Origin of the sequence: Bacillus sp. RIT 809 (assembly GCF_016892495.1) — a bacterium.
Classification (GTDB): domain Bacteria; phylum Bacillota; class Bacilli; order Bacillales; family Bacillaceae_G; genus Bacillus_A; species Bacillus_A cereus_U.
Genome location: NZ_JAFEMR010000063.1, coordinates 1 through 919 on the forward strand (window position 1 = coordinate 1; position 919 = coordinate 919).

Here is a 919-nt window from a genome sequence, read left to right on the forward strand (position 1 = left end):
GTTTGCAGACCTAGCACAATATGATGCAAATGGTGTTCTTTATACGTACACAGTAAAAGAGCATCCGGTAGCGGGATATAAATCGGAAGTAAACGGTTATAACATAACGAATACAAAAGTGGCAAAATTGACAGTAGAAGGAACGAAAACGTGGAAAGATGGAAACGCAACAGACCGTCCGGCAATGGTCAAAGTAGACTTACTACAAAACGGTAACGTAATCAAAACACAAGACGTACTAGCAGTAATGGGTTGGAAATATATATTCGCAGATTTACAAGCATACGATGCAAATGGAGTAGCTTATCAGTATGAAGTGAAAGAACATCCAGTAGCGGGATATCAATCTAGCGTAAGCGGTTATGATATTACGAATACAAAAGTAGGCGAAATAAAAGTAGAAGGAACGAAGACGTGGAACGATAACAACGCAACAGATCGTCCAAGTTCATTTAAAGTAGATTTACTACAGAATGGTAAAGTAGTAGACACAAAAGAAGTAACAGCGGCAACAAATTGGAAGTATACATTTGAAAAACTCCAAGCATACGATACAAACGGAGTAGCTTACATCTATACAGTAAAAGAACAACCAGTAGACGGATACAAATCGGAAGTAAAAGGTTATGACATTACGAATACAAAAGTAGGCGAAACGAAAGTAGAAGGAACGAAAACGTGGAAAGACGGAAACGCAACGGATCGTCCAAGCACGGTTAAAGTAGATTTACTACAAAACGGTAAAGTAGTAGATACGAGAGAAGTAACAGCGGCAACAAACTGGAAGTATACATTTGAAAAACTCCAAGCATACGATACAAACGGAGTAGCTTACATCTATACAGTGAAAGAACAGCCAGTAGACGGATATAAATCCGAAGTAAAAGGTTATGACATTACAAATACAAAAGTAGCACAG

1 protein-coding gene is annotated in these 919 nt (G+C 38.2%); it reads left to right on the top strand.

The window, feature by feature from the left end; translation table 11 throughout:
• The coding region (locus tag JTF23_RS27340; RefSeq protein WP_204210287.1) for a Cna B-type domain-containing protein at window positions 1–919 on the top strand (919 nt) is incomplete at both ends.